Raw genomic sequence first — 26,463 nt, forward strand, 5'->3', positions numbered from 1 at the left:
AGATGAACATGTCTTCCGCGCAAGCAAGCCAGAACCGTCCCGCCATGCTTGATCTCAAGCCGGTGCTTGATGCCGTCGATGCGGCGCTCGGAGCGGCGCAGCGCCCGGTCGAGCTGCATGAGCCGCGTTTCGGGCAGCGCGAGCGCGATCTGGTGCTCGACTGCATCGACACCAACTGGGTGTCGTCGGCCGGCAAATACGTTACCCGTTTCGAGGAGATGGTGGCGGAAGCGACCGGTTCGCGCCACGCGGTTGCAATCGTCAACGGCACGGCCGCGCTGCATGCGGCGCTGGTGCTCGAGGGTGTCGAGGCCAATGACGAGGTGCTGTTGCCCTCGATCACCTTCGTCGCCACCGCCAATGCCGTGAGCCATGCCGGCGCTGTGCCGCATTTTGTCGATTCGACCTGGGACACGCTGGGGCTCGACCCGCGCGCGCTCGAGGCGCACCTGGACGCGATCGCGGTGCGGCAGAACGGCGCCTGGGTGAACAAGCACACCGGCCGCCGGCTGCGCGCCATCGTTCCCGTGCACATTTTTGGACACCCCGTCGACATGACGGCACTCGGGGCCGTTGCTGCCCGCTACGACCTGACGATCGTGGAGGACGCGACGGAGTCGCTCGGCTCAACCCTAAACGGCAAGGGCTGCGGCACGTTCGGGCACTCGGCGGTGCTGAGCTTCAACGGCAACAAGATCGTCACGACCGGCGGCGGCGGCATGATCGTGACCGACGACGAGGCACATGCCCGCCATGCCCGCCACTTCACCTCGACGGCGAAGAAGACGCATGCCTGGGCTTTCGAGCATGACGAGGTCGCCTACAACTACCGTCTGCCCAACATCAACGCCGCGCTCGGCTGCGCGCAGATGGAGCGGCTGGCCGGGATGGTCGCGGCCAAGCGGGTGCTCGCAACACGCTATCTCGATGCCTTCAGCGATTTTCCCTGGGCGCGCATCTATCGCGAGCCGAAGGGGTCCGAGAGCAATTACTGGCTCAACACGCTGGTGCTCGACCGCGAATACGCCTCCGAGCGGGACCGCCTGCTCGAGGCCCTGCACGGCCACGGCATTCGCGCCCGGCCGCTGTGGACGCCGATGCACCTCTTGCCGATGTACCGCGACTGCCCGCGCGCGTCGCTCCCCGTCGCCGAGGACATGAATACCCGCTGTATCAACCTGCCGAGCAGTCCGTTCCTGGCCGAAAGCGCGAACGAGCGCTGATGTCCCGGATCGTTTTCTTCACGATTCACAGCACGACGGCCTGGTGGAAGTACCTGGCCTCGCGCATGAAGTTTGCCGACGCGGTCGTGCTCAGCGATCTGCGCGACGACGGCGACTATTCGCTGGTCGACGATTTTTACCGTTTCGCAGATCGGGGCGATGCCGCGGCCGCAGCGCTCGACCGGTTCGGCCAGGACGGATGCGCCGACATCATCCTGCGCTGCCGCGTGCTCAGGAGCATCGATCGCGATGTCGCGCTCAGGATGATCGGCGGCATGGCGCAGGCGATCGAGCAGGCTTTTGACAAGCTTGCCCCCGAGCTGGTCATGACGTTCACCATCGACCGCTACGTCATGGACGTGATGGCGCGCACCGCGCGGCGGCGCGGTATCGACTTCCTGGAGATGACAACCTCGATCATCCCGAATCAGGTGATGCTGATGCGGCGCGGAAAGCCGGTCTGGCTGCGCGAACCCTCCGCGGAGGACATTGACGCGGCAGTCGGTCAGCTTTGCAGGGAAGATTTCGCGCCGGCCTATGTGCGTGACGCCAAGCGCTTTTCGCTCGCCAGGTTCTGGAAGATTTTCGGTTACTATACTCTGCGCGGCGCCTTCTTCAACGTTTGGCGGTTCCTCAAGCGTGATCGCTACAACTGCCACTATCTCGACGCGCTGAAGCGGCTGAAGCACAAGGTGCGCCTGCGCGACGTCGCCGTGCTCGGCTTGCTCGATCACGGCTGGGACAAGCGGCTCACTGAGGTCGGGCGCGAGCGCCGGGTATTCCTCGGGCTTCAGCTCTTTCCCGAAGCTTCGATGGACTACTGGCTCGAATCGCAGGGCATGCTCGCGCATGACGACGTGCTGGTGCGCTATTGCGAGCTGCTCGGTCGTGCCGGCTACCGCATCTTCGTCAAGGACCATCCGCTGCAATTCGGTTTTCGTCAGCGCGAGCTGTTCGAGCGGCTGGCGAAGGTGCCGGCCGTGGTGCTGGTGCCTTACGACGTGCCTGCGAACCTGCTGATCGGGAAGTGCGCGGTGTCGGTCACGTTCACCGGCACGATCGGCTTTCAGGCGGCGCTGGCCGGATTGATTTCCGTCGCGACGGAGCCCTATTACGCTACCGGGCAGCACTTCCTGCACATTCGCGACACAGGCGAGATCGACGGTCTCGCCGAGCGGCTGGCGCGATGGCAATCCCCTGACGATCTCGCGACGACGCGTCGCGCGATCATGCGGCACCTGGCGTCGATCAGCGTCGAGGGCGACTATTTCGGCTGGCGCAAGTTCGACCCTGACAACGAGGCCCTGCGGGCGTCAGTCGAGCCGCTGGCGCGTTCGCTGAACGCGCATTTGCCGCGATTCATGAAGTCCTGCAAAGCCGTCGCTTGACGATCCCGCGGGGAGCGCACTTGCAACCGATGTCGTCATCCGGCGGAAATGGAAACAGCGCGATGCGACCTCGTCTGCTCGACCTCGTGACGCGTCCGGCGGTTGCCGGCACGGTCGCGGCGCTGGTGCTGCGCGCTCTGACGCTGGCGAGCCGCTTCCTGCTGTCGCTGCTCCTGGCGCGCATGTTGTCGCCCGCGGAGATGGGACAATATGGCCTGCTGACCGCAGCGCTGGCCTTCGCGCTTCTCGTGGTCGGTCTGGAGTTCTATTCCTACACCTTGCGCGAGCTGGTGCCGGCGAGCCTCGAGCAGCGCGCGCGCATCATTGCGGACCAGATGGCGCTTGGCGCGGTGGCGCTCCTCGCGATCGGCATCGTGGTGGCGGGCGCGATCGCCACGGGCTCCTTTCCGGCGCGCCTTGCGCCGTGGTTCATCCTGATCCTCGTCACCGAGCATGTTTCGCTAGAGGCGACGCGAATCCTGATCATCACCTGGCGGCCGGTGCGCGCCTATATCGGCGTGTTCCTGCGCGGTGGAATCTGGGTCTACGTGATCGCCGTGCTGATGTTCGCGGTACCCTCGACACGGATGCTGCAGACGGTTCTGATCTGGTGGGCCTTGGGCGGCGTGTTGTCGATCGGCTTTTCCGCGTTCTCGCTCGCCGAACTGCCGTGGCGTGAGCTTAGGGGCTACCGGCCGGATGTCCAGAATATCCGCGCGGGCCTTCGCGTCGCGCGTCCCTTCATGCTAACGGCGGCGGGAGCGCTGGTCATCTCTTATGTCGACCGCTTCGTCATCGACGTGTTCGTCGGCCGTGACGCGCTCGGCATCTACACGTTCTATTCCACGATTCTGATCGGGCTGTTGTCGCTGGGCGGCTCGGTGTCGCATCAGTTCTTGCCGAAAGTTATTGCAGGCTACGCGGCGGGCCCGGACGCCTACCGCGCGTCGCTGCGGTCGTTCTTCTGGTCGATGCTGGCGCTGGTTTCCGCGACCATGGTCCTATCTGCTTTCGCCATGGGGCCGATGCTGACGTTGCTCGGACTCTCCACCTATGCGGCGAACGTCGGCGTGTTCTACGCCATGCTGCCCGGGATATTCCTGCGTATGCTGGCGGATGTCCCCTCTTATGCGCTCTATGCAGCGCGTTCGGATAAATTTCTCCTTATCTGCAATCTCGGCTCGGCAGTGGTCTCGACGGCGTTGAACGTGGCGCTGATCCCCTTGCTCGGGATCTACGGTGCCGCGCTTGCCGGAGGAGTTGCCAGCGCCGCGCTGTTCATCTCCCTGCTGGGATTCGCCATCCACGGGATGCGGGGGAGTCTCAAGGAACAGGGTGCAACCGAAACCATCGGCCTTCCCACCGATCCGGACATGCCTTATCCGTGAGGACACGCTCGCGTAACTTGTCAGGGCAGTCTCATTTTCCAGCAGAAGGGGGTGCCTTTTGAGCGGTAATTTACAGCGGCGGCGCATTCCTTTGCTCGGCCTTCTCGCTTCGCCCGCCATTCTGATGACCGTGATCTGGCTCGGGGCGCTCCTCGCCGTCGCCGTCGGGCCGATCGACTATCCGGGGCAGCCGTCTGCGGCCGTGGTGACGCTGGTTGCGTTTGGGCTGGCGATCTTTCTCCTGTTCTATCAGGGGGGCAAGCTCGCCTTCGATCGTTGGTTTGCACGCAGGAAGGCTTCGCCGCCGCTCTCCGCGCGGACGCTCAATAACATCACCTCAGCCGCTTCACTGTTCGGCATCGTCGGCATCGCGCTGATGGCGCTTGATCGGACGCTCCTCAGCGGCGTGAGCAACAACAGCTATGCCGAGTTGCTGCGCTGTGCGCCGGAGCTCGTCGACGCGGTCGCGATCAAGCGCACGCCGCTGCTCTACGGTGGCTACGCGATGTTCTCCTTTGGCTTTGTTTCCCTGGTTCTGTTCCTGCTGAAGGGCGAGGAAATCAGGGGATGGGCCGCAGCGTTGGCCCAGCTCTCCATCGTCTGCCCTGTCGGTTACGCGCTGCTCTACTCGGGACGGATGCCGATCCTGTTCATCCTCGTTCTCGTGGCGATGGCGATGCTGGTGCGGCTTGCGCAGGGACGAACGCTGCTGCCGCGCGGCCATCATCTTCTGCTCAAGACCGGCATCGTCGTGGCATTGTTTGCGGTCTATTCCAGTGCGATCTGGACCACCAGGCAAAGCTTTTGCATCCGGATGTCGCCTCTGATCACCGAATTGCAGCAGGAGAAGGATCGCCGCGACACAGTTGTGGCGGCGCCGGGACCAGCTACAGCTGCACCGGTGGAAACTCCGCCGCCCAAGCCCAGTGAAATCATCTCGGCGGCTCAGCTGAACCAACGGGTTGCCGATGCGCAGGCGCTTCCGCCGCCGGCGGCCAGCGCAAGCTCAACAGAAGCTGTTCTGGCGATGATGCTCGAAGCCTGGAATGTGAAACCGCGCGGCTACGTGACCGCGGCGCTCGAGTCCAGCCATCTGTCGGCGCATGAAGCCATGATCGGCCTCAGCACCTACTTCTATCTGACCCATGGCGTGCGGACGGTCGATATCGTCTGGAAGGCCCGCGATAAATTCACGCTCCATTGGGGCGTGTACGAAGTCGGCGTGCTGTCGCCGCTGCTGCGGGTTTTCTTCCCGGCCAGTGATCACGTTCCGGCCATGGAGGCCGAACAGCGGGCGGCGCTGGTCTACGGCTTCTTTCCAAGCGCCTGGGCTGCAGCCTTCATCGATTTCGGCCTCGTCGGTGCGGTGATTTACGTGGCGATCTGGGGAGCGGTGGCCGGCTGGAGCGCGGCTGGAAGCAGGCATTCCAGTCTGATGACGCCCCCGCTGTTGCTCGTATTCGTTCTCGCCAGCATTCTTCTCAGCCCGGTTCAAGGCCCTCTAGGCATGGCCAATTCGGCGCTGGTGCTGATCTCGATGCTGGCGACCGGCCTGATGCTCGATCTGGCCAAGCTCCGGGCGCAGGCGCCGGAGGACGCTGGCAGGCTCTAGGTCGAAAGGCCGACGGTCTGATCTCAACGCGAGGAGGCGTTCCGCAGCCACGCGACGGTCGCAGCGACGCCTTCCTCCATGGTGCAGGGAAGCGGGCCGCAGACCGCTGCGGTCGGGCCGAGATCGAACTGGTATTGCGTCAGCACATTGTTGAGGCGGAATGAATTGAAGGGAAACCGCTTCAATCCGATCGCGTTGATCGCATCGCCGCAAAGTCCAAGCATGCGCGCGACACCGCGCGGCAAATGTGGAATCGTACGCGCGCCGAAGGCGCGCTGAAACGTGTCGCTCCATGCGATCAGATCGATCGGGGTGTAGTCGGCGAGATAGAACGTCCGGCGGTGCATCTGCTCCGCAGGCACGCTCAGGAGACGCCAATACTGGAACGCGATGTTGTCGATATAACTGTAGGATTTCCAGAGCGGACCATGTCCGACGTGGAAGTAGCGACCGCGTTCGATCATGTGCAGGAAGCGTTGGTAGTGCGCGCTCATGCCCGGTCCCCAGACGGTGGTTGGGCGTGCCAGGCACCATTCGCGGCCCGCGCCATCGCTGCCGCGGACGATCTCTTCGGTGCGCACCTTGCTCTTTCCGTACAGGGTGTCGGCCTTGTAATCGGTGTCGCTGGTCGGCACGTAGCCGACGCGGCAGACGAGCTGCGAGGAAGTCCATATCGCCCGCCGTACGGATGGCGTCCGCCGGATGGCCTCAACGAGATTTTCTACTCCCTCGATGTTGGCGGTATAGCCGGACAGGTCGGTCTTCTCGTCGAGATCGATGCGTGCGGCGAGGTGGACCACCGCGTCAGGTGCGGCGCCAGTCAGCGCTCTTGTCAGGCCATCGGCATCGAGGATGTCGCAGACGATGTCGGTGGTCTTGGCCGGAACCTTGTCGAGCCCCACGACGTCGCAATGTTCGGCGCGCAGCCGCCGCACCAGCGCCTGGCCGATGAAGCCCGAGCTTCCGGTCACGAGAACTTTCATGCTGATGTCGCTGTCTCTACCGACGGGGAGGTCGCTTGACCGGCTTGCCGGGCTGATCTACCAAACCGACCAGTCGATTGCAAACTGTGGCATATCCATTGTGCGTAGAGGCATTTTGCGATCGCGATCCTCCACCTCGGCTCTAACCCAATCGGCGCCCGCTTCATGAAGGCATTCGTCTCGGCCGCGTTTCAGGCCATCAACAACGCCCTGGAGCCTGTCGGGTTGCGCCTGATGCGCACCAATGCGCCGGTCAGGAATTTTGGCCTGTTCTTCAAACATCTGAAGTCGCTCGGTTTCGATATGAAGACGGTGATCGACGTCGGCATTGCCTTCGGCACATCGCCGATCTACGACGCGTTTCCGCGCGCCAAGTATTTTCTGGTCGAGCCGGTGGCCGAATGCCGTCCGATTCTCGAGCAGCTCAAGCAGCGGCTCAATGCCGAATACTTTCTGGTTGCCGCCGGCGCCGAGAATGGCGAGATCACCTTCAACGTCCACGACGATATCTCGGGCTCGAGCATTTTCGCGCAAGTTGAGGGCAAGGCCCTCGACGGCGAGGCGCGCAAGACGCCGATGAGACGGCTGGACTCGCTATTGCCAGAGGTCCTGGAGCACCCGGTGTTCCTGAAGATCGATACGCAGGGGGCCGAGATCGAGGTGTTGAAGGGCCTCGGCACGCGCATCAGCGAGATCGATCTCATGATCCTCGAGACCACGATGATGCCGATGCGGCATGGCATTCCGCAATTCGCGGACATCGTTCGCTTCTGCGACGACGCGGGCTTTGCGGTTTATGACGTGCTAGAGGGGCACATGCGCTCGCTCGACGGCGCGCTGGCCCAGATTGATCTGGCTTTCGTGCGCAAGGACAGTCCGCTGCGCAGTCAGACGGCCTATTTCACCCCCGACCAGCTCGCCGAATATCTCAAGCGTCCAAGCAAGCTGCGCGGCGCGTAGCCGGGTGGCGCGCGCACCGCGCGCCTCAGATCTCCGCGAGCAGGATGAACAGGCAGCGGCGCTCGCCCTTGTTGACCATGCCGCCGCGATGCATGCCGTTGCCGTCGAACAGCACGCAATTGCCGTAGTTCGAGGTTGCTGCGAAATGGCCCTCGCGCAGGCGCGCCACCTCTGGCGAGTTGTCGGGCAGGTCGCCGCCAAAATCGGCCTTCTTGCGCAGGAACGCCGGCAGCGCCATGAACTTCTTGCGCGCATCGGGCCGGCGGCCGGAGAATCCGGAGAAATCGTTGGTGCGGCGGGTCATGCCTTCGAACCAGCCGATCTTCGCATTCTGGCTGCCGCGGATGTAGCAGAACGGGCCGCCGTCCGGACCGATGTCATGGACGTAGATCGCACATTTCAGCATGCCATAGGTGGCGTCGATGTGCAGATAGCTGCCCCAGGGGTCGGCAAGCTGCGTATCCGGAAAGACCCGCTTCCAGAATGCGAGGTCCTGGTCGTTGATCTGCGCGTTGACGTGCTTCACGCCCGCAGGACGGCCGAGATAGGCGCTTGCCGCCTCCATGATGCCGTAACGCTTGAAAATGGATTCGACGGTCGTGAACGCCTGGGGATCGGCGGAGCGCGTGCACCAGTAGACGTTGTCGTCGAATCTGCGCTTCTGCGGTGGAATGTTAGCGCGGCGCTCGTCGAGCTTGGCGAAGCCCGGATTGGTCACGCTGCGGATCTGCTCGATCTCGTCGGGCGTGAGGTTCAGGCAGACAATGCCGTCGGACTTGATCTTGTTGAGCAACGCCGGGTTCGCCGGCTTCGCAGGACGACGTGCGCCGGTCAGCCAGCCGATCGCGCGGCTCGCACGGATTCTCCCGAACATCGAGATGTAGCGCAGCGCTGTCCGCGCATTGAGGCCGCTGAAACCGGCCTCCTTGGTGAGCAGCGGCATGTTGTCGTAATCGACGATGCGGCGAATGGTGACGAAGGCGAAAGTGCGCGCAAAAACGTTCAGGGCATAGAGCCGCTCACGCAAAGTCGGCTTCGGGAACATGCCGCCATAAGCCGGGTGCGCATCATAATCGATCGCAGGAAGCGTGTTGCCGCGATAGGGTGGAATCGGAAGTTCACCAATCTCGACGGCGCGCGTCAGCGGCGTCACGTCGGAAAGTGATTCGATCGTCGTCATGTCGCGTTCTCCCGGAACGAGCGCCAGTCGGCTCAAGCGCGCCCCGATCTATACAGCCTGGGGCGCTGCACAGGCAACAATGGACGGGACTTATACGGCCGTTCCGGGTGGTTCCGGCGTAGTCGCTAAATCATGGAAATGCTTGGGGAAAGCGCGCCGAAGTTCGATCTTTCGAAGGGTTCCAGCAATGGCCTCCGAGGCCCCGCCACGGCCGTAGGGCGGCTCGAGGCCCGGATCGGGCTGGAACCGGCCGTCGAAGACATGCTTGAGGCTTGCGAGAACGGCAGCCGAATCGGCCGGGCAGTCAATGATCGAGGCGGCGCGCAGCCGGCCCTTCTGGCGGTCGCCGATATTGATCGAGGGCACACCGACGGCCGGCGCCTCCAGGATACCGCTGGAGGAATTGCCAACCACGGCATCGGCGAGCCGCAGCGCAGCCCAGTAGCGTTCACTGCCGAGCGAGGCGAAAAGGTGAGCACGCCCGGGTCTCGCCGCGACAAAAGCCGAAATCGCGTCATCGATTGCGCGATAGCCGGGATCGGCGTTGACGCCGGTGAAGATGATGCTGCGGTCCTCGACCTCGGCAAGCGCGCCGAGGGTCGCGGCAAGATTGGCTGCGTCGGCCTCGGGCTGCGCGGTGTTCGGGTGCAGCGTCACCAGCAGGAAGCGCTCAGGTCCGCTGATGCCGAGGCTTGCGAACAAATCGGCACGGCTGAGCCGGGGTGCAACGGCTGCGAGATCGAGTCCGGGCGCGCCGACGTTGAAGACGAGATCGGGCTGCTCACCCATTTGAATCACACGCTGGCGATAGGGTTCGGCAGCGACGAAATGCAGGCAGGCCATCTTCGTGATGGCGTGCCGGATCGCGTCGTCGAATGCACCCGCGGTGATCTCACCGCCATGAATATGGGCGATCGCGATATTGAGCAGAGTTGCCGCAACCGCGGCGGCCAACACCTCGTAACGATCACCCAGTACGACAAGGATGTCGGGGGCGAGCTTCGGCAGCACCTCGGCAAATCCGGTCACGCCGATGCCGGTACCGCGCGCCACGGTCTCGGCGCGGTCGTCGGTGAGCGCGAGATCGACTTTCGCGGCGATCTGAAAACCGTCAGCCTCGATCGCCCGCCAGGTTTCGCCGAAGCGCGGCATCAGATGCATGCCGCAGGCGATGACGCTCAGCGCGACGTCGTCGGCCGCCTTGAGCTGCGTCAGGATGCCCCGCAGCAATCCGTAATCGGCGCGCGAGCCCGTGACGACGGCGATGCGGCGGCGTGCGCTCATGCTCGCTGCCGCCACGGCGAAGCATCGAGCATCCCGTGCTCGATGACGTAGGAAGCATAGGCGAGGTCGGCCGCGCTCTCGATCTCGATGGAATGCATACGATCCATCATGATGCCGTAACTCGCGGACGGATCGGCGTAGATCTTGCGATGCTTGCGCATCGCGTCCCAGCCGACAAGGTAGAGCGCGCCGTTCATGGTGACTTCGACGGCCTGATCCTGCCGCCGCTGCGCCGTCGTGGTCAGCATTTTCTCGACGATGCCGCCGATCGAGCCGTCCTTGCCGAGCGTCCCGACGAAGATCGAGGAGACCTCGGTCTCGCGCATGCCGACGACGAGGCTCGCCTTGCGTGCGGCGAAAAGTTCGACGGCCTCGTCAAAATGCGCTGGCGTGGCGAAGGGCGAAGAGGGTTCCAGCAGCATGATCGCGTCGTAGCACCGCTTCTCGTGCGTCTCGATCCAGTCCATCGCGTGCAGCACCACGTCGTTGGAGGAGGCGGTATCGGTCGCAAGCTCGGCCGGCCGCTCGAACAGCACCTCGGCACCGTGCCGTTCGGCTTCGGTCCGAATCTCGGCGCTGTCGCTGGAGACGATCAGGCGCGAGCAGTAGCGGGACCGCCGTGCGGAGATTGCCTTGTAACTGGTCAGGCTGAGGCCTCCGATCTCACGCAGATTCTTGCCGGGCAGACCCTTCGATCCACCGCGGCCGACCAGCAGGAACAATATCTCAGGCGTTTGCGTCATGGGCTCTCGATGATCCGGCTTCGGGGTCTTCGCGAATCGGCATGATTCGTCGTCCAGCGGGACACCTGCGGGGTCTTGGGGCACGCCGCGAGCCGCCCGCCTGCGTTGCTTTTACCAGCGTGCTCGACTAAGACAACCGCTTGATTGGCGGGCGATTTCGCTGCGCCGAGCGACGAAACCCCATGCACCGCCGAACCCTGATCATTGCTGAAGCTGGCGTCAACCACAACGGCGACCGCGCGCGCGCGATTGCCCTCGTGGAGGCCGCGGCGCGGGCGGGGGCCGACATCGTCAAGTTTCAGTCGTTTCGCGCCGACAAGCTCGCGACCGCCGAGGCCGCGAAGGCGAGCTATCAGCAGGCGACCACCGGCAAGGCGCAGTCGCAGCTCGATATGTTGCGCGCGCTCGAGCTCAGCGCAGACGACGAGGTCCAGATCGCGGCGGCCTGCGCTGCGTCCAACATTACGTATATGTCGACGCCATTCGACGCGGACAGCGCCACGCACCTGGTCCGCCACGTCGGGGTTTCAACGTTGAAGGTCGGCTCGGGCGACCTGACCAATGCGCCGTTGCTGCTGCATCTGGCGCGCTTCGGCTTGCCGATCATTCTGTCCACCGGCATGGGGACACTCGCCGAAGTGGAGCAGGCGCTCGGCGTCGTTGCGTTCGGCTATCTCCGTGATGCATCGGCGCGGCCGACGCCCGCGGATTTCGCAAATCTCCTGCTGGATCGGGCGACCTGGACCGAGTTGCGCGCAAAGGTCACACTGCTGCATTGCACGACGGAATACCCGGCTGATCCGCAATCGATCAATCTGCGCGCGATGGCGACGCTACGCGATGCGTTTGGCCTGCCTGTCGGCTTCTCCGACCACAGCCGTGGCATCCACATCGCGTCGGCTGCCGTGGTGCTCGGTGCAACCGTGATCGAAAAACATCTGACGCTCGATCGCAATTTGCCCGGGCCCGACCACCGCGCCTCGATCGAGCCGAACGAGATGGCGGCGATGATCGCCGCGATCCGCGACGTCGAAGCCGCGCTGGGCGATGGTCGCAAGGTGCCGGCGCCGGAGGAGATTCCAAACCGCGCGGTGGCACGCCGCAGTCTCGTCGTGCTGCAACCGGTGCGCGCAGGAGAACGCTTTACGGAAGGCAATCTCGGCGTCAAGCGCCCGGGCAGCGGCATTCCGCCGATCGAATATTGGAGCTATCTCGGCAAGACGGCGCAGCGCGATTACGCGGCCAATGAGGCGCTGGAGCTATGAGTCTGATCGTGCTTTGCGCCGGCGGTCATGCCCGTGTCGTCATCGAGGCGTTGCTGAGCCGCGGCATACGCCCCATCGCTGTGGCCGACGCCGCGCGCGTCGGCAAAGTTATTGGCGGCGTCCGGATCACGGCTTCGGACGACGACGTCCTGAAAATGTCCGCTGATGAGATCGCGCTTGCCAACGGTCTCGGCAACCGCGCCTCGCGCCGCGATTCCGGATTGTCCGACCGGCGAGCCCTGTTCGAGCGGTTCGCCGCGCGGGGCTACAGATTTCCGGTGATTGCGCATGCTTCCGCCGTAATCGCCTCCGATGCACAACTTGGCGACGGCGCGCAAGTGATGGCCGGTGCCGTGATCCAGCCCGCGGCGCGCATCGGGCAGAACGCCCTGATCAATACGCGCGCAGTGGTCGAGCACGATTGCGTTGTCGGCGATCATGCGCATGTTGCTCCGGGGGCGGTGCTGTGCGGGGGTGTGTCGGTTGGCGAGAGCGTTCATATTGGCGCCGGCGCCGTGGTGTTGGTCGGCGTCAAGGTGGGTGCCGGAGCCGTCGTTGCCGCGGGCGCGGTGGTTACAAGGGATGTCGCGGCCGGCGGATTCGCCGGCAACGAATAGGATGAGTTTGTCATGAAGGGTGCATTCGTCGTCGGTGAAGATACGCCATTGATCGAAACGCTGCGGCGGATCGATCAGGGCAATCTGCAACTCGCCATCGTCGAGCACGACGGCAGGATCGTCGGTACTGTCACGGACGGCGACGTACGGCGTGCGCTGCTTGGTGGGGTCAGCCTGGATGCTTCCGTCAGTCTCGTGATGAACCGGTCGCCGGTCACGGCCCCCGTCGGCATCTCGAATCCCGCTGCGCTCAATGTCATGCGCAAGCATTCCATCCATCAGCTTCCGCTCGTGGATACGGAGGGGCGGGTCGTCGAGGTCAAGCTGATCGACGACCTTGCGCTTGCGCAACAATCCGATCATTGGGTCGTGCTGATGGCCGGCGGCCTCGGTTCGCGGCTGAAGCCGCTCACAGACGACATTCCCAAGCCGCTGATCCGCGTCGGCGACAAGCCGATCCTGGAAACCGTGCTCGGCGGTTTCGTGAAGGCCGGCTTCGGCAAGTTCTTCATCTCGGTCAACTACAAGGCCGATATGATCCGCGACTATTTCGGCGATGGTTCGGCCTGGGGCGTGGAGATCGAATATCTCCAGGAAAGCGAGCGGCTCGGCACTGCCGGCGCCTTGTCGCTGCTGCCGGAGCGGCCGACGCAGCCGTTCTTCGTCATGAACGGCGATCTGCTGACGACGGTGAATTTCGAGCAGATGCTGAAATACCATAGGGAGCACCAGGCTTTCTCCACGGTCTGTGTGCGTGAGCATTCGGTGACCGTGCCGTTCGGCGTGATCGATTTCGACGACCATCGGCTGCTCGGCATCCGCGAAAAGCCGACGCAGAAATTCTTCGTCAATGCCGGCGTCTATCTGCTCGATCCCGGTGTGCTGGATCATCTCGATGCCAACGAGGCCGTCGACATGCCGACGCTGATCGCGCGGACCATCGCGAAAGACAAGCCTTCGGTCGTGTTTCCGCTGCGCGAGTACTGGATCGATGTCGGCCGCCTCGACGATCTGCAGCGCGCGTCCGACGAATTCCAGAGGATATTTGGATGAGCACCGAACGCTCGCTCCGCGAGATGATGTCGCTCGACGGCCGTGTCGCCGTTATCACCGGCGGCGCCGGTCACATCGGCCGCGCGATCGCGGCAGGTCTTGCAGAACTCGGTGCCACCATCGCGCTGGTCGATATCGCGGCGTCCGCGGGCACTGAAGCCGCGGCGAAGCTCGCCGCCGATCACTCCGTCAAGGCTGCGATGTTCGATTGTGATTTCGAGCAGGGAGACGCCGTGAAGGATCTGCCGCGCCGGGTGCGCGAGGCCTTCGGGGGCATCGACATCATCGTCAATTGCGCGGCATTTGTCGGCACCAGCGGGCTCGAGGGCTGGGCGGTCTCGTTCGAACAGCAATCGGATGCGACCTGGCGGCGGGCGATCGAGGTCAACCTCACCGCGCCCTTCGTGCTGATCCAGGCCGCGGCCGCGGACCTCGCGAAGTCGGGCCATGGCAGTGTGATCAATATTTCCTCGATCTACGGCCTCGCCGGGCCCGACTGGCGGCTCTACGAGGGAACGGCGCTCGGGAACCCGGCCGCCTATGCCGCGAGCAAGGGGGGGCTGATCCAGATGACGCGCTGGCTCGCCACCACCATGGCGCCAAAAGTGCGGGTCAATGCGGTCGCGCCCGGCGGGGTCTTCCGAGCCACGCCGGAGCCGTTTTTGAGCCGCTACGTGGCCCGGACGCCGCTTGCACGCATGGCTCGTGAGGACGATATGAAGGGCGCCGTGGCCTACCTTGCGAGCGACCTGGCAGCCTATGTGACGGGGCAGTGCATTGCGGTCGACGGGGGGTGGACGGCGTGGTAAGCCGACAGCAAATCATGCAATTGCGGGAATCTCTGAAATGTTGAGCTGTAGCAAGTGCTTATTGCCGGAAACGGCGGAGGCCACGTCGTTCGACGAAGCCGGTTCGTGCAGCGTCTGCGCCCAGATCGAGGTCCGTGACACCCAGATCAATTGGGACGAGCGCCACGCCCAGATGATGGAACTGGTTGCGCAATACCGCGACAAGGGTCTGTACGACTGCATCGTGCCCTATTCGGGAGGCAAGGACAGCGTTTTCCAGCTCTGGTACGTCGTCAAGAAGCTCGGTCTGAAGCCGTTGGTGGTGCGCTTCGACCACTGGTTCTACCGTCCGCTGATCGAAGAGAACAACACCAGCGTGTTCAAGCAGCTTGGCGTCGACGTTCTGAACTTCACGCCGAACTGGCATGTGGTGCGTGAGCTGATGCTGGAATCGCTGAAGCGCCGCGGCGACTTCTGCTGGCACTGCCACACCGGCATCTACGCCCACACCATGCAGATCGCGATCCGCTATGAGACGCCGTTGCTGTTCTGGGGCGAGAGTCTGGCCGAATACCAGTCGTTCTATTCCTACGACGAAATGGAAGAGGTCGACGAGAAGCGCTTCAACCGCGCAATGAATCTCGGCATCACCGCCGACGACATGTACGAATTCCTCGGCGGTCGCGTCGCCAAGCGCGACCTGTATCCGTTCGTCTATCCGCCGCGCAAGGAATTGATGCGGATCAAGTGCCGCTCGATCTGTCTCGGCAGCTACATCAAGTGGGACACCAAGAAGCACGTCGAGATCATCAAGCGCGAGCTTGGCTGGAAGGGCCAGGAAGTCGAGGGCATTCCCCCGGAGTACGATTACGAGAAGATCGAGTGCTTCTTCCAGGGCGTGCGCGACTATCTGAAGTACATCAAGCGCGGCATGGGCCGGACCAACCATCTTGCCAATATCGATATCCGTAACAAGCGCATGACCCGCGAGCAGGGCGAAGCGCTGGTGCGCGAGTTCGACGGCAAGCGGCCGCCGAGCCTCGATCTGTTCCTCGACTATCTCCAGCTCACCGAGGAGCAGTTCCTGGGCATCGCGATCAAGCACGAGGTCAGCCCGTGGCAGTTCTCGCCGAACACGGTCGAGCCGGGCCGCCGCATGCCCGACATGGACAAGTGGAACAACACGCAAGTGCCGTGGCCGAACCATCCTGGCGTTGAAATCGGCGGCGGCAAGGAATAGGCGAGGGTTGACGGGCGGCGCGGAGACCGCGCCCGGGGGAGCAGGCGATGTCAGGCGTAGCGATCGTCGATTACGGCATCAATAACGTGCGCTCGGTGAAGAATGCCGTCGAATATTGCGGCTTCGATCCGGTCGTGACTCATGATGCCGATGCGATCGCGGATGCCTCCCACGTCATCCTCCCCGGCGTCGGTGCGTTCGGCGATGCGATGAGCAACATCCGCGCCCGCGGCATCGATGAGATGCTGGAGCGCCAGGTTCGCGAGAAGGGCAAGCCCTTCCTCGCGGTGTGTCTCGGGATGCAGTTGCTTGCCAACACCTCCGAGGAGCATGCCGACGACTGCGTGGCACATCGCGGGCTCGGCTGGTTCGACGCCGACGTCCTGCGGCTGATGCCGAACGATCCTGCGCTGAAGATCCCACATATGGGCTGGAACATGGTTGCGAAGAAGCGCAACCATCCGATCCTCGCCAATATCCGCGAGAGTAATCTGGCGTTCTATTTCGTGCACTCCTTCGCGATGCGCTGCAGGGATGCGGGCGACGTGGTCGGCTTCGCCCAGTACGGCCAACCGGTGACCGCGATTATCGCGCGCGACAATATCGCTGCAACGCAGTTCCATCCCGAGAAGAGCCAGGACACCGGGATCGAGCTGATGAGCAATTTCCTGCGCTGGAATCCCTGAAGTCCTCGCGATGCTGAAGAAGCGCCTTATCCCAAAGTTCCTGCTGCGCGACGGCAGGCTCGTCAAATATACCCGCTTCTTCGAGAACGAGCGCGCCGCCGGCAACCCGGTGACGACGGCAAAAGTTTACAATGATTACGGCGTCGACGAGCTGATCGTTCTTGACATCGTGCCGAGCGCGGCCTCGCGCGGCCGCGTCGTCGACATCATCGAGCGGATGTCGGAAGAGATTTTCATGCCCTTCACGGTCGGCGGCGGGGTCAAGACACTCGACGACGTCAACATGCTGCTCCGCGCCGGGGCCGACAAGGTGTCGGTGAATTCCGAAGCCGTGCGGCGTCCGGACTTCTTGCGCGAGGCGGCGCGCACCTTCGGCGACCAGTGCATGACGGTGTCGATCGACTACAAGAGAATCAACCCCAACCACGCCAGCGTATTCATCAACGGCGGCCGCGAGCATGTCGCGCTCGATCCGATCGAATGGGCGCGGCGCTGCGAGGACCTGCACTGCGGCGAGGTGTTGCTCGGCTCGATTGATCGCGACGGCACCATGAGCGGCTACGATCTCGAACTGATCCACAAGGCGGCGAACGTCTTGAGCGTGCCGTTGATCGTCTCCGGTGGCTGCGGTTCGCTCCAGCATGCGATCGACGCACTCGAGGCCGGAGCGTCGGCGGTGGCGATCTCCTCGATGTTCCTCTTTACCGACCACAGCCCGATCAAGCTGCGTAGTCATCTGTTCTCGCGCGGTCTCGACGTGCGCGCCAGCTTCTCGAGCAGGAATTAGCGCCATGCAGCTTTCGCTGGCCCGCACGGATCTCGCCCTCTATGTGCGAAAGCAGTTCGAGAATCTGTTTCCTGATGGCGCCGACCTTGGCGACCTCCCGCAATTCGTTGATCTCGCGCTCGGCCGGATCGATCATTGTTTTTCGCGGGTGCGGCTGAAGGGGTTCTTTGCGAACGGCGAGGCGCGATTCTCGCACTGGCACTCCGACCAATATGCGATCTTCCTCTACTACCTTGCCAATTCAGCCTTTCGCAAGCGGCCCGGTCACCCCATCGCGGACAAGGCCTATGCGTTGAACAAGGCGCTGCACGCGCTTGATGCGTTCTACGAGGTCGAACTGCCCGACGTGTTCGCGGTTCAGCATCCGGTGGGCACAGTGCTTGGCCGCGCCAGCTATTCAGACTACTTCATTTGCTACCACAACTGCACCGTGGGCGCGAATCTCGATAACGACTACCCGTCGTTCGGGCGCGGCATCGTGATGTATGGCGGCAGCCGCGTCATCGGCAAGACTGCGGTGGGCGACAATTCCTTCGTCTCGACCGGCGCAATCGTGATCGACGGCGGCACGCTTGCCGCCGACAGCATCTTGCACGGCATCTATCCGAAGGCTGCCCGCTCGCCGACGTCGCGCAACGTGGTGCGCGATATCTTCGGGGTGACGACTTGATCAGGTCAGTCGCTTGAACCCGGAGTGCGCGACGGGGCCGCGCAGCAACTGCTTGACGGCCTTCTGATCGACCGCGGTGCGCAGCTCGCGGAATACCTCGGTGACCGTTTCCAGGTAACGGTCGACATGGGCGTCGCTGTGCGAATACATCGCGTAGAACGAGCCCGTGGCGAGGATGCCGCGGTCCAGCATCATCTGCGTGAACAGCGTGCGCACTTCCTGCGCGTCGGGCAGGGCGAAGGCGAAATGGCCGAGCGGCGAGATGCCGGAGACATGCAGCGGCAGGCCGGTGGCCTGTGAGGCCTCGGTCCAGCCCTTCTGGATCCGCGTGCCGATCCGCATCAGGTGTCGCGCGACGTTCTGCTCGCGATGCTTACGTAAGGTGGCAAGCGCCGCGGCCGGGCCGACGCGCTCGGTCCATGCCGTCGAGCTGACGAAGGTTTCCTGTGCGGCGTCCATCACCGAGGCGTGGCCGACGATCGCGGCCATCGGAAAACCGTTGGCGATGGCCTTAGCGAAAACGGCCATGTCGGGATCGACGCCATAGGCGAGATGCGCGCCGCCGGAATTGATCCGGAAGCCTGACGTCACCTCGTCGAAGATCAGGGCTGCGCCGCAGCGGTCCGCGAGTGCGCGGATGCCCTTGATGAAGGCCGGTTCGGGCTCGCTGGAGCGTACCGGCTCCATCACGATCGCGGCGAGCCGCTCGCCATGGGCGGCGACGATCGCCTCGATCTCGTTGAGCTTGTTGAAATGGAAGGGGTGCATCAAGCCGGCAAGACCACGTGGCACACCCTTGGTATCGAGGCCCGGCAGCAGATGACCATCGAGCGCGGTGGTCTCTCCGAGATTGGCGCTGAGATACCAGTCGTGCCAGCCGTGATAGCCGCAGAACGCTACCATGTCGCGGCCGGTCGCCGCGCGCGCGATGCGGACCGCTATCGCCATGGCCTCGCCGCCCGCGCGTCCGAACCGCACCATGTCGGCCCAGGGATGCAGCTCGACCAGAAGCTCGGCGAGCTCGATATCCTCGGCGCAATTCAAGGTCGACATCGAGCCCATGTCGATCGCGGACTTTACAGCGGCATCGACGTCGGGGTCGGCGAAGCCCAGGATGGTGGCGCCTATGCCGCAATAGCTCATGTCGAGATAGGTCTTGCCGTCGAGGTCGACGACCTCGGCGCCCTTGGCCGACTTGAAATAGGTCGGCCACTGGCCGGGCAGGAACATTTCCGGTCGCTTCGAGAGCAGCTGCGTTCCACCGGGCATGACCTTGCGCGCGCGTCGGTAAAGCGTTTGGCCGGTGCTCGACATGGGATTCTCCTGAGCGTAAAGGCATTTGGTGGATACCGCATGCCTCCCGCTCAAGCAAGGCACCGGGGGGACGATCGGTGAGCTCAGCGCCGCGCGCGAGTTAGTCCCGACCGCCGCTGTTCTGCTTGCCCGGCGCGCGACAGTGGCTCGCAGGCCATGGCATCGTGACCTCGCGTGTGCCCCGCGGCTTATCGCGACAGCAATATTGCGCTGTAGGCGAGCTTCCTTACCCGGCCGAGAGATGGTATCGTTGCGCTTGGATTTGGCCGCTGCGCCTTATCCATCTACACCGTCATCACGATAATCGCAAAAAGGGGTTTGCTCGCATCAAATCAATCCCTTGCGTCCTCGGTCGACGCCAAGGTCGAGGGATGATGAGGGTAAGTCCTGCTGCAAGTGAGTGGCGATATTCGGAAGCGTCGTTGCCCTGTCATGCAATGGAGGACGTAGATCTAGGAGCCGGAGGCGACGGTGGTGCGCCGACGACTGTGAAGCACTTCATACGTAAGCTGACCACCGGGGCTTTAAATTTCGGTCACAGAGATGGGGAGGACTTAATGAAAGTATTTTTGACCATTGTCGCGCTCGTCGTTTCTTGTTTCGTCTCAACAGTATCGTCCCATGCGCAGGCAACGCGAACCTGGGTTTCGGGTGTTGGTGACGACGCAAATCCTTGCAGTCGCACGGCGCCGTGCAAAACCTTCGCGGGGGCGATCTCGAAGACCGCAGCTGGCGGGGAGATCAGCGTTCTCGATCCAGGCGGATTCGGCGCCGTGACCATCACGAAGGCGATCAGCATCACCAATGATGGTGTTGGCGAAGCCGGAGTGCTGGTCTCGGGCACGAACGGCATCGTCGTTGCTGCCGGAGCAACCGATGTTGTGAACATTCGCGGCATCGTTATCGACGGCGTCGGTACCGGATTGTCCGGCGTTCTCGTAAATTCTGCAGCCTCCGTATTGGTCCAGAACTGTGTGATCAAGAATTTCGCCGGGGGTGGGACTGGAACTGGAATTACCTTTGCTCCGAGTGCGACAGCTCAGCTCTACGTCTCTGACACGGTTGTGTCCAATAACAGCGGAGGCATCAGAATCGCGACTGCGTCCGCCGGTGCGCATGGTATCCTGGCCGTGCTCAATCGGGTTCAGGTAGAGAACAGCGCGACCTTCGGCATCAAGGTCGACGGTACCACTGGTACCGGATCGATCAGTGCCACTGTGAGGGATAGCGTATCGGCCGGTAATCTCAGCAACGGCATATGGGCTACCGCTCCATCTGGCGCCTCTCCGATCCGCCTGCTTGTCGATCACAGTGCTGCCGTCAACAACGCGGGTGTTGGCATTCTATCCGACGGTCCGGCTACTCAGGTCATTCTGAACAATTCGGCGGTGACGGGTAACGTCACGGGCCTGAGCTTCACCAATAGCGCTACGATGCCATCACTCAAGAACAATGCCGTTGCAGGCAATCGCGGGACCGATGGAACTTCGTCGGGAGCTGTGACGCCTCAGTAGGAGTTTTTCACACCGGCGCCTCACGTGCGGTGCTGGCGGGATGCAATTGGTGAGGGGAAGTCGGCGCAACGCAACAATGGCTAGCGGCGGCGTTGCGCTTCATAAGGATTACGGGCGCCTGGATCGGTAACCCGATAGACGCGCCCGTTCGTGTTGGGGTCTGAGTTGTCGGAGGTCGAGAAGACAAGCGTCGGCGAATCTTTGCCGGCCTGAACGAAAGCATAGCGGCCGCTGCCCGACACGGAAATTTCGAATCGCGAGACATGCGCGGGCCCGAGCGCCTTGCCGTTCTCGGTCAGCTCTAGCGTCGCGCGTTCCGGGTCGGCCGGGACGTCTCCTTTTGCTCCCGCGATTTTGGGGTAAGTCACATAAGCGTTGCGACCAATTTAAATAAAAGGTCTGCGTAGCACGTCAGAGTCCGACGATGGCTTGTACGTTGCGTCCAGGTAGCATGCAATTGGAAGGTACGCCGCGGTAGCTCCTATCGCCACTAGGATGGGTCTCATACCGGTCGCGACTCTACTAAGGAACGCGTCAAGTTCATGAAGAGCTACATCTTCTGGTCCTTGCTGTCCATTTTCTCGACCAGGCCCGGTGTACTCACCGGCGCGCAGCCTGGCTGACATCGATCACCGCCTGACGGTAGCGAGCAAGGGCGACGTCCTCGCGATATTTCTCGGCGATGCCGGCCGCACGAATACCCTTCTCCATTGTGGCCTGCCGATCGCCGGCGGCCTGGCGAATCGCTCTCACGAGCTCGGCGGGGTTTTCGGGAGAAACGACCCATCCGATTGCCTCGTCGCCAAGCACGAGCGCGCCTTCGGAATTGGCCTCCGAGGCGACCACGATAGGACGCCCGATCGCGAGGATGTTATAGAGGCGGCTGGGGATCGAGACACCGGCGACATGCTGGCGATACGGAATAACCCAGAGATCGGCCGCCGACAGGAATTCCACAAGTTCGCCTTCGGGGACAGGTTTCATGATCGTGACATTCTCGAGAGGGTCCTTGGCATGGAGGTCGTGGAGCGTGGCCCAGCCCACGCCCCATCCCGAGAGCATGAAATGAATGTCCTTCCGGTCTCGCAACAGGCGGGCCGCTTCGAACACCGTGACGGGATCGTGTGTGAAACCGAGATTGCCGGATAGACCAACGATAAACCTGGAAGAGTCCGGTGCGCGGAATCGACTGGCCGGATCAATCTTGCGATAGCCGATCGGAATCATCGCCCAGTTCGGAATGTAGTGAAGCTGCTCCGCGACGACACCGGGGTATTTTTCGATTAAAGGCGGCACGTCGCGCCCGATTACGACGATCGCATCAAGGCGCCGGAACAGAAGCGTGTTGGCAAAGCGAATGAGGCGCACCGCCAGCGAAGTGGGGCGAACCATACCGGCGGCCTCGAGCGCTTCCGGATAGAGATCGTATATCAAGAGCATGGTCTTTGCTCCACGCAATCTGGCGGCGAGAAGCACGGTGTAGGGCAGGGTGAACGGCGTCGTGACGCAGAAGACGATGTCGCCCGACCTTGCCCGCCGCAGGACCGAGAAGAACATTTGGGCAGCAAGCAAGCAGATCGCGAGGGAGCGCTGGATGATCGCGGACTTGCGCGGATTCCAGCTCTTGATTTCGACGACCTCGGGCTTGCCGGCTTTGCCGTCCGCGCGCGAGCCTTGCGTCGCTGAGATCACAACGACCTGCCGATCTCTTGCGAGGCTCTCGGCGATCTTGCCGACATAAACTGCCGTCGTGGTCGTGTCGGGCGGATAGAACTGAGCCGCGATGATCAGCTTTGCGGAAGTGGCCATGTGCAAACGCGGTCCTCGGTCAGGCGTGCGGCTAAGGGCCGTGGGCCTGATCTTCCGCCAAATAGGCTCGGTAAGCACGGGCGATACCGTCCTTCAACGAAGTCGTTGCGCGCCAGCCGAGCTTGTCGAGGCGGCTGATATCGAGCAGCTTGCGGGGCGTGCCGTCGGGACGCGAGGAGTCGAAGGAGATCTCGCCGCGATAGCCGACGATCTCGGCGACCACGCGCGCGAACTCGGCAACGGCGATGTCCTCGCCGGTGCCGATGTTGATCAGGTCGCTGCCCGAGTAAGTCTTCATCAGGTGGACGCAGGCATCGGCCATGTCGTCCACACAGAGGAACTCGCGCCGCGGCGCGCCGGTGCCCCAGACCGCGACGGTCCTGGCGCCGGACAGCTTGGCCTCATGAAAGCGCCGGATCAGCGCCGCGACCACGTGGCTCAATTCAGGGTGATAATTGTCGCCGGGACCGTAGAGATTGGTCGGCATCACGCTGATGAAGTCGCTGCCATATTGACTGCGATAGGCCTCCGCCATCTTGATCCCGGCGATCTTGGCGATGGCATAAGGCTCGTTGGTCGGTTCCAGCGGACCTGACAGCACGACATCCTCGCGCAGCGGCTGCGGCGCCAGTTTCGGATAGATGCAGGACGAACCGAGGAACATCAGCTTCTCGGCCCGGTTCAGATGCGCGGCGTGGATCACGTTGGCGGCGATCGCGATGTTGTCGTAGATGAACTCGGCGCGCAGCGTGTTGTTGGCGACGATGCCGCCGACCTTGGCCGCGGCGAGGAAGATCACCTGCGGCCGCGCCATCGCGAACCAGTCGAACACGGCGGCCTGGTTGCAGAGATCGACCTCGCGCCGCTCAACGGTGACGAGCTTCACGTTCTCCCGCGCCAGCCGGCGCAGAAGCGCGCTGCCGACCATGCCGCGATGGCCGGCGACATAGACGCTTTTGCCCTTCAGCTCAAACGGTACGCGTGCCATTTGCAATGTCCCGTTTGGCCTCGGCAAGGTCGCCCGCCATCATCTCTTCGACGAGCTGCGCAAAGCTCCGCTTCGGTTTCCAGCCGAGCACCCTTTGCGCCTTGCTGGCGTCGCCGACGAGGAGATCGACCTCGGTCGGGCGGAAATAGGTCGGATCGATCCTCACCACCGTCTTGCCAGTCTTGGCATCGACGCCGGTCTCGTCCACACCTTTGCCGCGCCATTCGATGCGGCGGCCGACATAGGCAAAGGACAGCTCGACCATCTCACGGACCGAGCGCGTCTCGCCAGTGGCGAGCACGAAATCGTCGGGCTTGTCGGCCTGCAGGATCATGTGCATGCCCTCGACGTAGTCCTTGGCATGGCCCCAGTCGCGCTTGGCCTCGAGATTGCCGAGATAGAGCGTCTGCTCGAGCTCAAGCTCGATCCGGGCCACGCCGCGGGTGATCTTGCGGGTGACGAAGGTCTCGCCGCGAATCGGGCTCTCATGGTTGAACAGGATGCCGTTCGAGGCAAACATGCCATAGGCTTCTCGGTAGTTCACCGTGATCCAGTAGCCATAGAGCTTGGCGACGCCATAAGGCGAGCGCGGATAGAACGGCGTGGTTTCCTTCTGCGGGATCTCCTGCACGAGGCCATAAAGCTCGGAGGTCGAGGCCTGGTAGAACCGCGTCTCCTTCTCCATGCCGAGGATGCGGATCGCCTCCAACAGGCGCAGCACGCCGATGGCATCCGCGTTGGCGGTGTATTCCGGGCTCTCGAAGCTGACAGCGACGTGGCTCTGCGCCGCGAGATTGTATATCTCGGTCGGGTGGATCTGCTGCACCAGGCGGATCAGGTTGGTCGAGTCCGTCATGTCGCCGTAATGCATCAGGAACGGCACGTTGCAGACATGCGGATCCTGGTAGAGGTGATCGACGCGCGCGGTGTTGAACGAGGACGAGCGCCGCTTGATGCCGTGCACGACATAGCCGAGCGACAGCAAATGCTCGCTGAGATAAGCCCCGTCCTGCCCGGTCACACCGGTGATCAAGGCGACGCGCTGTTTGGAGTCTTGAGCAGTCATAGCTGTTTCCGGACCACGGCTTAGGATTGACGGGGTTGCGTATCCTACTTTTCCGAGCCTGTCTTGTTTTCCAACGCGGTTCGATCTCGACGTAAATGTACCCGTCTATTCAATGGGTTATAGGGTGTTGACTCGGAATTCTGGGGTGCGTGAGCTTGAGCTGGGCAACGAATCTGCCGGTTCCTGCAGGTCTCAGGCGAGCTTGAGAGCCTCGCGCACGAAGGTCGCGAGATTGCCTTCCTGAAATAACAGGCCACGGATGCCTGCAGCTCGCGCCGCTTTCAGGTCGCGCTCCTGATCGCCAATCAGGAAGCTCCTGTCGGTCGCGATGGGAAAGCGCTTCATGAGGTCAGTGATCATGCCAGGTCCCGGCTTTCGCCGGTCGCTGTCGCGTCGATAGCTCTCGACGAGGGCCTCGGGATGATCGGGGCAATATTCGAAGGCGTCGATATGGGCGCCAGCTGCGGCGAGCTCGTCGGCCATCCAGCGATGGAGGGCATGTATGTCGCTCTCCCCGTAGAATCCGCGGGCCACGCCGGACTGGTTGGTGACTACGAACGCGAAATAGCCGGCCTCATTGACGAGCCTGACCGCCTCGCGCGCACCGTCGATCCATTTGAACTTGCTAACCTCGAAGAGGTAGCCGACATCGTGATTTAGAACGCCGTCGCGGTCGAAGAAGACGGCCGGCCGGGTCGATGTCGTCATGGGGTGCCCAACAAATGTTTGCGGCCATTGTTCACCGTCCTGCAGGCGGCTTGTCAAGGATATCGGCGGCGTCGCACTACGTCGGTTCCGTCAGCATCATGGTGACGACCAGCCTGCGGCCGCTCCGTACCATGCCGCCGCGGTGGATTCCGAATGGGTCGAACAGGACCGCGTCGCCCTGGTCGCTGGTCACGCGCCATTCATTATCAAGGATGGCGTCGGCATATTCGCTGCCAGCGGGCAGATCGACTCCGAATGCGGCTTTGCGCTGCAGGAATTTTGGCAGCGCGTTGAAGAGCCGGCGGTTCTGCGGCTTGGTCGACGACAGGCCGGCATAATCGTTGGCGCGGCGGATGAGCCCGTCCCAGAAGTTGCGGCTCGCGCGATGTGTTCCGCGGACATAGGTGAATGGACCGTTGTCGGAGCCGACCTCGCTCACATAGATGATAAACTTGAGGAGGTTGTAGGTCGCATCGACGTGACAATAGTCGCACGGCGAGTCCACGACACCGACGTCGCGAAAATGATTGGCCCAGAAGGCGTCGCTCGGGTCGTTGATCTGGGGCACCACATGGGCGATCGCCACCGGACGGTCGAGATAGGCGCTAGCCGCATCGATGACGCCAAGCTCCGATCCCAGTTGGTTGAAATAGGCGTAGATCTCGGGAAAGACGTCCTTGTCGAGCCACAGCCGCGTCTCGTCGAAATGGCGTTGGTCCGGCGTCTTTTTCGCGAGCCTTGCCTCCAGCGTGCGGTAATGCGGCGCGAGCAGGTCTCGGACCTGGGCGAGCTGTTCCGCTGACAACCGCAAACCGGCGATGCCTTCGCGGTTCAGCGTCTTGAGCACGTTGGCACCGGCCGTCGTCCTCGGCTCCGCAGGCCGGCGCGTCAGCCGCCGCAGCTTCTGTGTCGCCACCAGCCGCAGATAGGTCGGCGAGCGCCGGACCAGCTCGGCGACCTTGTGCGATTTATCCTTGGGGCGCGGCAGATGCTCGTAGTCAGCCATCAGACGGGCCGTGATGATTGCCAAGCCCGATGCAAATTTCGCCAGTGCCGCGGCGCGTTCGCCGAGGCTTGGCTCCGGGAAAGCCGTGCCATACGCGGGGTGATTCGGATAATCGATGACTGGCAAATGATCGTACGAATATGGGTGCGATGTCATGGCGCCGCCTTTCCGATGAACCACTGGCTAGGATG

At 62.9% G+C, this 26,463-nt stretch carries 25 protein-coding genes; 14 read left to right on the forward strand and 11 right to left on the reverse strand.

Features of this window, described 5'->3' with window-relative positions:
• The first annotated feature begins 2 nt into the window (after window positions 1–2).
• The 4 genes from XI06_RS02675 (at window position 3) to XI06_RS02690 (ending at window position 5,611) form a co-directional block, all read left to right on the forward strand.
• Window positions 3–1,223 (forward strand): LegC family aminotransferase, encoded by a 1,221-nt coding sequence (locus XI06_RS02675; protein WP_271604607.1) that lies wholly within the window; start codon window positions 3–5, stop codon window positions 1,221–1,223.
• Window positions 1,223–2,611 (forward strand): hypothetical protein, encoded by a 1,389-nt coding sequence (locus XI06_RS02680; protein WP_271604608.1) that lies wholly within the window; start codon window positions 1,223–1,225, stop codon window positions 2,609–2,611. The genes XI06_RS02675 and XI06_RS02680 overlap by 1 nt, the downstream gene beginning before the upstream one ends.
• 62 nt (window positions 2,612–2,673) lie before the next feature.
• Window positions 2,674–3,999: a lipopolysaccharide biosynthesis protein gene (locus XI06_RS02685; RefSeq protein ID WP_271604609.1), complete on the forward strand. Its 1,326-nt coding sequence runs from the start codon at window positions 2,674–2,676 to the stop codon at window positions 3,997–3,999.
• Between the two features lie 91 nt (window positions 4,000–4,090).
• Complete coding sequence (locus XI06_RS02690; protein ID WP_271604610.1) at window positions 4,091–5,611, forward strand: hypothetical protein; 1,521 nt, start codon at window positions 4,091–4,093, stop codon at window positions 5,609–5,611.
• Between the two features lie 23 nt (window positions 5,612–5,634).
• On the opposite strand, the gene XI06_RS02695 is transcribed toward XI06_RS02690, so the two are convergent.
• The gene (locus tag XI06_RS02695; RefSeq protein ID WP_271604611.1) at window positions 5,635–6,594 is read right to left on the reverse strand and encodes an NAD-dependent epimerase/dehydratase family protein; all 960 of its coding nucleotides are present in this window, start codon (window positions 6,592–6,594) and stop codon (window positions 5,635–5,637) included.
• A 165-nt stretch (window positions 6,595–6,759) separates the two neighbouring features.
• On the opposite strand from XI06_RS02695, the gene XI06_RS02700 reads away from it, so the two are divergent.
• Window positions 6,760–7,554, forward strand: a complete 795-nt coding sequence (locus XI06_RS02700; protein WP_271604612.1) for an FkbM family methyltransferase — start codon at window positions 6,760–6,762, stop codon at window positions 7,552–7,554.
• A 25-nt stretch (window positions 7,555–7,579) separates the two neighbouring features.
• On the opposite strand, the gene XI06_RS02705 is transcribed toward XI06_RS02700, so the two are convergent.
• The 3 genes from XI06_RS02705 to XI06_RS02715 all read right to left on the reverse strand — a co-directional run bounded on the left by XI06_RS02705 (window position 7,580) and on the right by XI06_RS02715 (window position 10,761).
• Window positions 7,580–8,734, reverse strand: a complete 1,155-nt coding sequence (locus tag XI06_RS02705; protein ID WP_271604613.1) for a hypothetical protein — start codon at window positions 8,732–8,734, stop codon at window positions 7,580–7,582.
• A gap of 90 nt (window positions 8,735–8,824) precedes the next feature.
• On the reverse strand, window positions 8,825–10,018 hold the full coding sequence (neuC, locus tag XI06_RS02710) for a UDP-N-acetylglucosamine 2-epimerase (protein WP_271604614.1): 1,194 nt from the start codon (window positions 10,016–10,018) through the stop codon (window positions 8,825–8,827).
• The gene (locus tag XI06_RS02715) at window positions 10,015–10,761 is read right to left on the reverse strand and encodes an acylneuraminate cytidylyltransferase family protein (RefSeq protein ID WP_271604615.1); all 747 of its coding nucleotides are present in this window, start codon (window positions 10,759–10,761) and stop codon (window positions 10,015–10,017) included. Before XI06_RS02715 ends, neuC begins: the two co-directional genes overlap by 4 nt.
• Before the next feature lie 182 nt (window positions 10,762–10,943).
• On the opposite strand from XI06_RS02715, the gene neuB reads away from it, so the two are divergent.
• The 8 genes from neuB to XI06_RS02755 are packed head-to-tail and all read left to right on the forward strand — an operon-like array spanning window position 10,944 to window position 17,867.
• Window positions 10,944–12,026 carry an N-acetylneuraminate synthase gene (gene neuB / locus XI06_RS02720; RefSeq protein ID WP_271604616.1) on the forward strand — a complete coding sequence of 361 codons (1,083 nt, stop codon included), beginning with the start codon at window positions 10,944–10,946 and terminating at the stop codon, window positions 12,024–12,026.
• On the forward strand, window positions 12,023–12,643 hold the full coding sequence (locus XI06_RS43655; RefSeq protein ID WP_442869404.1) for a NeuD/PglB/VioB family sugar acetyltransferase: 621 nt from the start codon (window positions 12,023–12,025) through the stop codon (window positions 12,641–12,643). Before neuB ends, XI06_RS43655 begins: the two co-directional genes overlap by 4 nt.
• Before the next feature lie 48 nt (window positions 12,644–12,691).
• A complete protein-coding gene (locus tag XI06_RS02730; RefSeq protein ID WP_271604618.1) occupies window positions 12,692–13,696 on the forward strand; it encodes a nucleotidyltransferase family protein in 1,005 nt (334 codons plus the stop codon).
• Window positions 13,693–14,505 (forward strand): SDR family oxidoreductase, encoded by an 813-nt coding sequence (locus XI06_RS02735; RefSeq protein ID WP_271604619.1) that lies wholly within the window; start codon window positions 13,693–13,695, stop codon window positions 14,503–14,505. Before XI06_RS02730 ends, XI06_RS02735 begins: the two co-directional genes overlap by 4 nt.
• A gap of 37 nt (window positions 14,506–14,542) precedes the next feature.
• Window positions 14,543–15,724, forward strand: coding sequence for an N-acetyl sugar amidotransferase (locus XI06_RS02740; protein ID WP_271604620.1), 1,182 nt, complete (start codon window positions 14,543–14,545; stop codon window positions 15,722–15,724).
• Between the two features lie 47 nt (window positions 15,725–15,771).
• The gene (gene hisH, locus XI06_RS02745) at window positions 15,772–16,410 is read left to right on the forward strand and encodes an imidazole glycerol phosphate synthase subunit HisH (RefSeq protein WP_271604621.1); all 639 of its coding nucleotides are present in this window, start codon (window positions 15,772–15,774) and stop codon (window positions 16,408–16,410) included.
• Between the two features lie 10 nt (window positions 16,411–16,420).
• Window positions 16,421–17,197, forward strand: a complete 777-nt coding sequence (locus XI06_RS02750) for an imidazole glycerol phosphate synthase cyclase subunit (protein ID WP_271604622.1) — start codon at window positions 16,421–16,423, stop codon at window positions 17,195–17,197.
• A gap of 4 nt (window positions 17,198–17,201) precedes the next feature.
• A complete protein-coding gene (locus XI06_RS02755) occupies window positions 17,202–17,867 on the forward strand; it encodes a hypothetical protein (RefSeq protein WP_271604623.1) in 666 nt (221 codons plus the stop codon).
• On the opposite strand, the gene XI06_RS02760 is transcribed toward XI06_RS02755, so the two are convergent.
• Window positions 17,868–19,181 carry an aminotransferase class III-fold pyridoxal phosphate-dependent enzyme gene (locus tag XI06_RS02760; protein ID WP_271604624.1) on the reverse strand — a complete coding sequence of 438 codons (1,314 nt, stop codon included), beginning with the start codon at window positions 19,179–19,181 and terminating at the stop codon, window positions 17,868–17,870. It abuts the gene before it with no gap.
• Between the two features lie 557 nt (window positions 19,182–19,738).
• Between XI06_RS02760 and XI06_RS02765 the strand changes: the two genes are divergently transcribed.
• The gene (locus XI06_RS02765) at window positions 19,739–20,695 is read left to right on the forward strand and encodes a NosD domain-containing protein (RefSeq protein ID WP_271604625.1); all 957 of its coding nucleotides are present in this window, start codon (window positions 19,739–19,741) and stop codon (window positions 20,693–20,695) included.
• An 80-nt stretch (window positions 20,696–20,775) separates the two neighbouring features.
• On the opposite strand, the gene XI06_RS02770 is transcribed toward XI06_RS02765, so the two are convergent.
• The 6 genes from XI06_RS02770 to XI06_RS02795 form a co-directional block, all read right to left on the reverse strand.
• Entirely contained in the window at window positions 20,776–21,063 is a 288-nt protein-coding gene (locus tag XI06_RS02770; protein WP_271604626.1) for a hypothetical protein, read from the reverse strand.
• Between the two features lie 232 nt (window positions 21,064–21,295).
• Entirely contained in the window at window positions 21,296–22,504 is a 1,209-nt protein-coding gene (locus XI06_RS02775; protein WP_271604627.1) for a glycosyltransferase family 4 protein, read from the reverse strand.
• 31 nt (window positions 22,505–22,535) lie between these two features.
• The gene (locus XI06_RS02780) at window positions 22,536–23,492 is read right to left on the reverse strand and encodes a GDP-L-fucose synthase family protein (RefSeq protein ID WP_271604628.1); all 957 of its coding nucleotides are present in this window, start codon (window positions 23,490–23,492) and stop codon (window positions 22,536–22,538) included.
• A complete protein-coding gene (gene gmd / locus XI06_RS02785) occupies window positions 23,473–24,558 on the reverse strand; it encodes a GDP-mannose 4,6-dehydratase (RefSeq protein ID WP_271604629.1) in 1,086 nt (361 codons plus the stop codon). The genes XI06_RS02780 and gmd overlap by 20 nt, the downstream gene beginning before the upstream one ends.
• Before the next feature lie 192 nt (window positions 24,559–24,750).
• A complete protein-coding gene (locus XI06_RS02790; protein WP_271604630.1) occupies window positions 24,751–25,266 on the reverse strand; it encodes a D-glycero-alpha-D-manno-heptose-1,7-bisphosphate 7-phosphatase in 516 nt (171 codons plus the stop codon).
• Between the two features lie 76 nt (window positions 25,267–25,342).
• Window positions 25,343–26,428, reverse strand: a complete 1,086-nt coding sequence (locus XI06_RS02795) for a hypothetical protein (protein ID WP_271604631.1) — start codon at window positions 26,426–26,428, stop codon at window positions 25,343–25,345.
• Window positions 26,429–26,463: the final 35 nt, after the last annotated feature.

This window comes from Bradyrhizobium sp. CCBAU 11434 (assembly GCF_028128895.1).
GTDB lineage: Bacteria > Pseudomonadota > Alphaproteobacteria > Rhizobiales > Xanthobacteraceae > Bradyrhizobium > Bradyrhizobium zhengyangense.